An 8,859-nucleotide genomic window follows, 5' to 3' on the forward strand; every position below is an offset into this window, starting at 1 on the left:
GAGCACAAATCCCCCGATCACAAAAATCAAGGCCTTTATCCAGTCGATGCTGGTTGTTACCGATGGTGGATCGTAGAGTATTCTGAGTGGACATACCCAGGAACAGAATAATGGTGAAAAAGTCACCAGAGCGACCAGGATAAAAAAGAGCATCAGGGCATAGGGAAGCATCTTTGCCCACTTCGGTACCGATTCGAGTCTGATAAGTGGTTTTTTGGGAAGTGCAGCAAAGAACTGGCTTATCCAGCCAAAAAAACAGATCCATGAGCACCATCCCCTGCCGAGCAGGATGACCATTGCCAGCCAGAAGAACAGAATACTCAACAGTGCTGCAACCGTAGAAGGAAAGATCATCTTACCGGTTATTGCCAGGGGGATAGATACAAACGGGATCGCAATAGGGCAGATTGGTGTAGTGCCGGATGACGCTATTGACTCGCTCATGAGAATACTTCCCCGTGTAAGCGTGTGTTCGACGGAGAAGGAGATCGTAAAAATGATTCCCATCGCGGTGTAAATCAAGAGTCTGAACCGGTTTATGGTTCCCGTCTTCAGGATCGAGTAGGTGACCAGTCCACCGACCAGAGCGAGCAGCCCGCTGATACTAACGGTGACAAGAGAACCGGTACCATGACTGGTAAAGAAAAACACGAGACAGAAGGTTAATATCGAAGCCACGATGGTATGGCGTCCGTGTTTCCTGGCAACAGTATCTACGGAGGGTGGAGCTGATATGATCTGGGGGATTTGCATATGAGATCAGATCAGTATCTCTGATGCAATGCATGTAAATCATATTCCCGTTCTCAGTTCGAGACTATCAATACTAATTTTTGTGGTGATTCTTGGACTCTGGATGAGTTAAAATATTGGAATGCGGGTTTGATCCATGTGAAATCAGGGGTGGTTCAGCAGTAGAATTGACAGATTGAGAACAGTAGCGATGCATGTCCAGCAGAGGTACGGGATAAGAAGGTACGCAGCAGGCAGGGAGATCGTTTTGAATGTCCGAATCGTGAATACAATCAGAATTACCAGGATAATTATTGTGATGAATCCCATAACCGGGGATTGCATCCCGAAGAATGCCAGTGACCAGAAGAGGTTCACCAGCAGTTGTGCAATAAAGATGATGAATCCCTTTCTTACGGTCTGATCTTCAATCCCGTTTCTGATAATAAGCCAGAGAGAGATGCCCATCAGGATGTAAAGCAGGGTCCAGACCGGACCAAACAGCCAGTTCGGGGGGGCAAATACTGGCTTGATAAGTGATGCATACCAGGTGGAAACTGATGATAACGTAACGAGAGAGCCGATTACTCCGACCATAATCGGGAGGAAAATACACCCGATCAGAAGAACGCAGGAGCGGATTGTTAAGTGCTTCATAGGCTTCTAATATCGTTATAAGGATTGACGAGTATTCATAGTTGCTTGCTGCTTGTGATCTTATACACCTGGGTATCGGCCTGGTTTGATAGCCGTCTGGTATGACCGGCGAGGCTAAAAAAAGAGATGTTTTAATCTGGATATTTGGTTATTCTTTTATGGTATACTTTACACTTGAGGTGCTGACCTGTCCCTTCTGTTTCACGACAACATTCCAGTCTCCTGTAGGTACACCGGTAGGGATCTTAAATGTTCCATTAATGAGGGAGTCAGATATCACGGTGTTCTTTGAAGCAGCTATGACCTTGTCCTGATTCATTACCGTCATCTCCAGGTATACTTTGGCGGTCTTGTCAAAGTCAGAACCACTTACGTTAAATCCAGCCTTGGTTCCGAGCATTCCGCTGTTGGGGGTGATCGAACTTACCGCGGGTTTTACCAGGACTTTAACTGCTGCAGTCGTATTGACTGACTGAACTGGTTTGATCTGTTTTGTAGAAGTTGTGGAGTTTACTACCTTCGTTGTGTTTGCAGCCGATACAGAGGCGATAATGAGGCAGCATGCTAATAGTGCTGCGAGAATGAGCATTTTTCGATCCATAAGAACCACCATCCATGTTTGATCTGTCGCTATAATATCATTGTCGTCATCGGCCAAAAAATATCAATTAAGAAAAAATAAAGGGTTTTTGAAGATTATTCGGTGATATTCATGAACCTCCCGGCTATTCCGGTGACCGGATAATGCAATGGTCCCGTATCACAGGAGGACCATCAGAGATCACCCTGCCATCCCGGAGTATAATTACCCGGTCAAAGTATTCCATATGCCATTCTTCATGTGAGACCATCACGATGGTCTGGTGGAGTTCATGGTTGATCTTCCTGAAGAGATCGAGAATATTTTGTGAGCTTACGGTGTCCAGATTCGCACATGGTTCGTCTGCGAACAAAATCTCCGGTCTGTTAACCACTGCCCTGGCGATAGAAACCCGTTGCTGCTGCCCTCCGGATAGTTCACTCTGTAGGGCATCAGATCGTTCAGCCAGCCCGATACGGGTCAGGATCTCTTTAGTCTGGGAGAGGTATTCATTCTCTGATGTTCCCCGCACCATGGAGGTCAGATACACATTCTCTTCAACGGTCAGTTCTGGCATCAGGGCATAATCCTGAAAGACATACCCAAGCCGTTTCAGTCTGAAAAGGGTCTTTTTATGATCAGAGAGTGTAGAGATGTCCTCCCCGCCGATCAGGATCTTTCCACTGGTTGGCTTGTCCAAAAGCCCGATCATATGGAGCAAGGTGGATTTCCCTGACCCTGACGCTCCCATGATCCCGACGAACTCGCCCTTTTTGATCGAGAGTGTGACCCCTTGCAAAGCATCCACACTCACCTTCCCCATAGAGTAGACCTTGCAGAGATCAATAACCTCTATCATGGTCAGCTCCTCATGGCAGTCATGATATCCTCGCTGGCAACCCGCCAGGCAGGGATATATCCGGCGATTGCAGCCGCGATAAAGAGCAGGATTGTGTTTGAGATCAGATCACCGGGGGTTACATAGGGGGTGACATCACCATCAGGGAATACAATCGGAAACACAGTGAGCAGGCCTACCATTCCCTCCACGATACAGATACCCAGAATCGTACCTGCAGCGGTTAGCAACAGAACCTGAAAGAGATAATTATTGATAATAATACTCTTGTCAACCCCGAGTGCTTTTAGTACTCCGATCTGGCGGCGATTGTTAAGGGTCTTGATCATGATCACAATGAAGAGCACCACAATCGCGATGACGAGACTGACGATCACCGTTACACTGTTAATGATCGAAAAACTCTCAATGGCCCTTCCAAACGCCTCCTCCAGGAGATCCTGCCAGGTTTTGACTTCTTCCTGAACCCCAAACCGGAGGATCGTCTGTTTAACCTGAGCTTCAGGAAGATCGGGAGATGTTCTGATGATAACCCCGGTTGAATCAGTGATCGGGTGTCCAAGCACACTCTCCATCTCGTTCCAAGTGACAAAGATTTCCATATCTGCCTGATATGACCTGGTCTCAAAGATTCCTTTCACCCGGTATTCTCTCGTTACTCCGTTTGTGTATTCGATGGTCACCGGGTCACCGGTTCTGACGTACCCGAGTGTAGGCCCCATATCATCGTTCTCGTCTTTATGTCCTGAAGTCTGAATCCCGATGATCACTTCTCCTGTCTCGCCATCTGACAGGTATTCCCCTTCGATCATCTTCTTCCAGGTTCCGGTGACCATCCGTTCATCATCCGGTTTTACCGCGATCACGGTCCCGCCAACCCGGTTACCTTCATTTTTCAGTGTGGCTCCCAGAGAATAATGGGCTGATGCACGGATGACGCCGGGAATACGGTTCAGTTTATCGAGCAGACCGCTGATGTCCTCGATATACTGTTCATTCTCTTTTGGTCCGACCAGAATGTTTCCGGTCTGGTACTCAATGATGGACTGCTCTGAATTCTTGATAGCCCCCATGATGATAGAGGACATGAAGATCATATTGGTAAAGACCATCGCAATGATGAGAATGGAGAGATAGAGGCTCCCTCTGCTCCCCCTGAGAAGTCCCCTGACCGCAAGGAAGAATGAGACCTTCAGATGCTGCAGGCTCATACCATCTCGTCCGAATCAGCCCTTCGGCGCCAATACCAGAATGCCAGGACACCGATGATGATCAGGATGACCGCTCCTGTATAATAGGTACCTGAATCATCTGATCCGGGAACTGTCTGCGAGAGATCGCGGGTAAAGGAGTGTTCTCCCCAGTCATCATTCCAACTGATGGTTGCCTTATATGGATAATCTCCGGCTTTTGCTCCTTCGAGGATGAAGGTTGCCGGAGCGTCGTTGCCTGGTTTGATCTTTCCGACAAATGCTTCCCTGGTCCCTCCGATCGGGAGATCAATTGTCGCTGACACGGACTTGGCATCACCAGTTCCGGTATTCTGGACCCGGATCATCAGGTCGAATTTTTCTCCCTGTGCTACCCTGCTTGGAGTGGTCTCAACCGCGGTAATGCCGAGTTCTGCTACTCCTCTGATATCAAGGCCGATACTCCCTACCTGCTCCATGGTGGTACCATCGAGAAGAACATAGTTCATCTTCACCGGAACCTCAACCAGGCCTGCCTGAATGTTTTTATCAACCAGCAAAGCCAGATTCCTGGTCACTGATTCTCCAGTAGGGAGATTTGCTATCTGGAATGAACTGATCCCTGAAGCGATCACCGAGGGGGATGATCCGTTTACCGTTACCTGAATATTATCTGCCTGAGTCGACCCTTCGTTCCTGATAGTGATGTTCCCGTCGATTTTGGTGCCGGGTTTGATCATTGGCGGGAATGAGTTCTCAAGCGAGAGTGTGGGAGTTCGCAGGACTGAAAGCTGGGTACCGACATTTACCGGGACCGGATATTTGAGGCTTTGGCCATCCCGAACCCTGATCCACACCTCCGGGAAATAAAGTCCGTTTTTCTGTGGTGCCTGTATGTAGAATGTGACCGGCACAGCCTGGTCTGGTCCGATGTTTCCTTCAAATTTTGAGTCTGCGCTGAGCAATTCAATATCCTTGCTCTTGAATGTCACCGAGTCTATGTATGGGATGACTGGCGAACTGAGAGAAGCCGTATCGCTCCCAGAGGTGATCGAACTGGTTTTTGTTCCCGGAGTTACTGATTTAAGGGTGACCATGAGGGTTCCTTTCTCGCCTGCGGTCAGAACTGCAGGAGTAATCTTGTAATCCTGGATGATTACCGATGGGGTCTGGGTTGTATCACCTGCTGCTGAAGCAGGAAGATTGACAAGTATGAGCCAAAACAAGATAAACAAGGCGAATTTCCATGATATGGTACAGTGATTAGAATTTTTTCTGATCATAGATCTCTGATTGATGCTTGAGTTGTGATGTTCGGATATCATTTCTGTTGGGGTTGGAAAGTGCAGTTCAAGGTTATGTGCCCCTCTCCCGGATCGGTGATCTTCTCATATCTGCATATATATTCAATATCGTTATGGTTCCTTCATAAAGGAGGAAAAAACCGGCGACCAGACGCAGCATCTGAAAGACGTCGAAATTCCAGTTAGTAACTGCAAGACCGAACAGCACCAGGGCCGCCGTGATATGAACACATGCCTTGATTGCGAGGAACCTAATGTCCCTCTTGATTTCAACCCTGAACAAGGGATATGTCCAGATAACAGTCAGAAGTATGAGCAGGATTATCAGAAATCCTGCAGTGGTTGGATCAGTCATTTTCCCTCTGTTCCAGCCGCCATCGATACATCCGGTTATACACACTGCAATATTCAGGATCCATCTGCCACCTTCATAGTGAAATCACCAATTCCCTGATTTACCGAGAGAGAGATTACGGGTACCTGTCTGTCAGGAATCAGGTGATAATAGATCCCTTCCTCTCCTTCAAGCCCTGAAATGGTTCGGCTTCCAATCCCTGCTTCTACACGTGATGCAATTGAGGTTCCCGGAGGAAGAATGATGGAAATTCTACCTACTCCTCCATCGATTGAAGAAAGAAGATGTGCTCCTCTCCATTCAGTCAGATCGATGGTAAGATCCCCTGTCCCCTGGTTGACACTCAAATCGGTGAGGTTAGTTTTTCCCGGTCTTAATACGAGATCGCCTGAACCGATCTGGATGTAGAGCGAGGTAGGGACATCCTGTCCAAGAGAAAGATTCCAGTAATCTTCTTTGGATATTGGATCAAACCAGAGGGTTGACTCCTGTGTGACATTCAGATAGCCAACCTTCCCCATGGATGTATATGAGAGATCAGGGCCGTTTTTGGCATTTCTTCCTTCGATCACTCCTGATATGAGATTTTCCTTGCCTCCGGCGGAAATGTTGATTCTGCCACTGTCCAGTTTTAGATTGATACTCGCATGGGTGATATCCCCTGGTGTAATCTGAATTGGAGTAACTGTCTCTTGTTCAATCGGTCTGTATGATCCCTTTTCAAGAATTGATATCGCTGTACCAATACTGAAGGATAGAACTGATATGATAACCAGCCAGATGATCACCTGTCGTAAGGCAGGAAGCCTGATTCCGGTGATCATAATGTCTCTCTCCCGGTAATCACCGCGATATTCCACCGAAGATATCTGATCATCTGCCGATAACAGATCCTGGTTAACCAGTAATCTATTGCCATCATGAGCAGACCCGATGAAGTAAGGCCTATCCCAAAGAATACTGTTGCAAGTGGCGGTGCATCCAGTTGCATGGCCATAATTCCTGTAAGGATCAGTACTGCATACCCTGCCAGGAACGGTCCGGCACATACCAGTGAGAACCCGATTACAAGGATGAGCACGAGCAGGAAGAACAGGATCACAAACGGAATGAAAACCACCAGCAGGTTGAAGAGTCCGAGTCCGACAGTTGCAAGTACTGCCCTGCTAAGGCCTCTTGCTGACGGGCTTTTTTCTGCATGGTTCACCAGCGATACTGCTGCGTACTCTCTTCCAATGGATCTGGGATCGCCAAGTCCTGATGCGATATCGGCTTCTGTTCTTTTGTCTGCGATTCCCATCATGAAGTGCTCTTCATACTCAGCAAGGATTTCAACCTGCTCGTTATCAGGAAGATTTCTGAGTGCCTGTCTGAGTAGTGAAAGGTACTCATCCTTCTGCATGTTTCTCACCTTTTACAAGCCCGTTCACTGCTGCAGCAAACTCCTGCCATTCGGCAACAAGATCATCTCTGACTATTCCGCCCTTTTCTGTGAGAGAATAATACTTACGTGCAGGTCCTTCAGCAGACTCCTGCAGGTACGTAACCACCGATCCCTCATCACGAAGACGCCTGAGCAACGGGTAGATACTTCCTTCAGATATCTCGAACCGATGTGAGATATCCTGGACAAGTTCGTATCCATACCGATCTCTTTCACCAAGTAACACCAGCACACACATCTCCAGAACGCCTTTCTTGAACTGCGCGTTCACCGGTTTCTCCCTCCTTGCGCATGCGAGAAGACCGGATGATTGACAGTACAATTCTGATTAGTGACAGGTTCCATTGTTTTCGAGGTATCTTGCATTGCAAGATAGTGAATAATCCTTGTACTTACAGATATTAAATGATTTGTGGGCTTCGTTTTCTGATATCATCCCGAATTTCTATATTCCTGATAGAATATCCTTAAATGCCAGTCATACAAACTTCGGATGGTAGCATCATGGATATTGGATCAGCAATTCGGGACTCAGCCGATTATGCGAAAGAGTCGGTATGGCAACAGTGGAAACGGTGGATTCTTCTTGCCATCATGTCGATCATCTTTCCACTTATTATGGGATACACAATGGAGATCTACCGGGGAAAGACTCCTCCACCTGATATCGAGAAATGGGGTAAACTCTTTGTAGACGGCCTGAAGTATCTCGTGGCAATTTGTGTGTATTTTATTCCGGTCCTCATCATTATTGTTGCCTCATTCATGACCGTTGGCATGAGCATCATCTCCACAGTTGTTGCAGGTGGTGAATTTCATTTTGATATTCATGATCTTGCACCCTATATTCTCCCGATTATTGGGAGTGGGCTGCTGGTTTTTCTTCTGGGAATTATTACTGTTCTCATCTCATCCATCGGGATCATACGGATGGCACGGGCAGAATCGTTCATGGAAGCCTTCAACATCTCAGCAATCCTGGAAACCATCCGTGGGATTGGATGGGGTTCATATCTTCTTGCCTCCATTGTTCTCTGGATAATTAGTTTTGTGATGAGCATTATTTTCAATCTTATTACAGAAATTCCATATCTTGGGATTATTATCATGTTCTTTGTCTCGGTTGTGTTTACGATCTTTGAAGCACGGTACCTGACTCTTGTATATGAGAGTGGGAATCTGTAACCTCTTTTTATTGACCGGGAAAGAAGAGAACTAATGCACTCTCCCGGGACAGAGTTTTGGGAATCTATCTTTCTTTCATGAGGAAACATGAAATGTAGCTGAATCTGTCAAAAACTCCTTTACATTACCTTTCATACACCAGTACATGATATCCTATAGAAATGATCGCGTTCTTCTCATCGTTGGATTACTTCTCGTGATTGCGATCATCGGGTGGATTGCGGTTTCTGCAATTATCCCTGCCAAGCCAGTTGAACCAGGAAAAAAAGTTACCCGGTATACTTCAACCGGAAAAGCATTTGGTGACTCTCCCTGCTGTAAAAATTATGATCTGGGTTCTGCCGGTTGTCAATCCGGAAGTTATGGATGTCAGAGAGGACAGCAGGGATGCCAGAAGACCTGCACCCAGTCAGGATCACCACGGTGTGGCATACCATTGCAGTCTGGATAAAGGCTGTTGATTTTTTTGATAAAAATTCTGCCTTATCCTTATGCTGAGTTTTTTACCTTTCTGAACCGGTCAAGCAGTTCCTGCAGGAGAGCACTGCTGGGA

At 46.9% G+C, this 8,859-nt stretch carries 12 protein-coding genes; 2 read left to right on the top strand and 10 right to left on the bottom strand.

Annotated elements, in window-relative coordinates; translation table 11 throughout:
• From LUQ50_RS00640 to LUQ50_RS00685, 10 genes are all read right to left on the bottom strand, one after another.
• Window positions 1–753: 4Fe-4S binding protein (locus LUQ50_RS00640; RefSeq protein WP_300034628.1), on the bottom strand; the 753-nt coding region annotated here is incomplete at its 3' end.
• Between the two features lie 144 nt (window positions 754–897).
• Window positions 898–1,389, bottom strand: a complete 492-nt coding sequence (locus LUQ50_RS00645; RefSeq protein WP_300034631.1) for a TspO/MBR family protein — start codon at window positions 1,387–1,389, stop codon at window positions 898–900.
• 148 nt (window positions 1,390–1,537) lie between these two features.
• Window positions 1,538–1,990, bottom strand: a complete 453-nt coding sequence (locus tag LUQ50_RS00650; RefSeq protein WP_300034634.1) for an IPT/TIG domain-containing protein — start codon at window positions 1,988–1,990, stop codon at window positions 1,538–1,540.
• Window positions 1,991–2,114: 124 nt separating this feature from the next.
• On the bottom strand, window positions 2,115–2,828 hold the full coding sequence (locus tag LUQ50_RS00655; protein WP_300034637.1) for an ABC transporter ATP-binding protein: 714 nt from the start codon (window positions 2,826–2,828) through the stop codon (window positions 2,115–2,117).
• Between the two features lie 2 nt (window positions 2,829–2,830).
• Window positions 2,831–4,039, bottom strand: coding sequence for an FtsX-like permease family protein (locus LUQ50_RS00660; protein WP_300034640.1), 1,209 nt, complete (start codon window positions 4,037–4,039; stop codon window positions 2,831–2,833).
• Entirely contained in the window at window positions 4,036–5,253 is a 1,218-nt protein-coding gene (locus LUQ50_RS00665) for a hypothetical protein (protein ID WP_300034643.1), read from the bottom strand. The genes LUQ50_RS00660 and LUQ50_RS00665 overlap by 4 nt, the downstream gene beginning before the upstream one ends.
• Window positions 5,254–5,374: 121 nt before the next feature.
• Window positions 5,375–5,677, bottom strand: a complete 303-nt coding sequence (locus tag LUQ50_RS00670; protein ID WP_300034646.1) for a hypothetical protein — start codon at window positions 5,675–5,677, stop codon at window positions 5,375–5,377.
• Window positions 5,678–5,730: 53 nt separating this feature from the next.
• Complete coding sequence (locus tag LUQ50_RS00675) at window positions 5,731–6,501, bottom strand: toast rack family protein (RefSeq protein WP_300034649.1); 771 nt, start codon at window positions 6,499–6,501, stop codon at window positions 5,731–5,733.
• Window positions 6,498–7,079, bottom strand: a complete 582-nt coding sequence (locus LUQ50_RS00680) for a DUF1700 domain-containing protein (protein WP_300034651.1) — start codon at window positions 7,077–7,079, stop codon at window positions 6,498–6,500. Before LUQ50_RS00680 ends, LUQ50_RS00675 begins: the two co-directional genes overlap by 4 nt.
• Complete coding sequence (locus tag LUQ50_RS00685; RefSeq protein WP_300034654.1) at window positions 7,066–7,392, bottom strand: PadR family transcriptional regulator; 327 nt, start codon at window positions 7,390–7,392, stop codon at window positions 7,066–7,068. Before LUQ50_RS00685 ends, LUQ50_RS00680 begins: the two co-directional genes overlap by 14 nt.
• A 233-nt stretch (window positions 7,393–7,625) precedes the next feature.
• Here LUQ50_RS00685 and LUQ50_RS00690 point away from each other — a divergent pair, with 233 nt between their 5' ends.
• Together LUQ50_RS00690 and LUQ50_RS00695 are read left to right on the top strand one after the other, a co-directional pair.
• Complete coding sequence (locus LUQ50_RS00690; protein ID WP_300034657.1) at window positions 7,626–8,306, top strand: DUF4013 domain-containing protein; 681 nt, start codon at window positions 7,626–7,628, stop codon at window positions 8,304–8,306.
• Window positions 8,307–8,451: 145 nt separating this feature from the next.
• Window positions 8,452–8,757 (top strand): hypothetical protein, encoded by a 306-nt coding sequence (locus LUQ50_RS00695; protein ID WP_300034660.1) that lies wholly within the window; start codon window positions 8,452–8,454, stop codon window positions 8,755–8,757.
• Window positions 8,758–8,859 lie beyond the last annotated feature (102 nt).

It is taken from the genome of Methanospirillum sp. (assembly GCF_028679455.1).
Lineage (GTDB): Archaea > Halobacteriota > Methanomicrobia > Methanomicrobiales > Methanospirillaceae > Methanospirillum.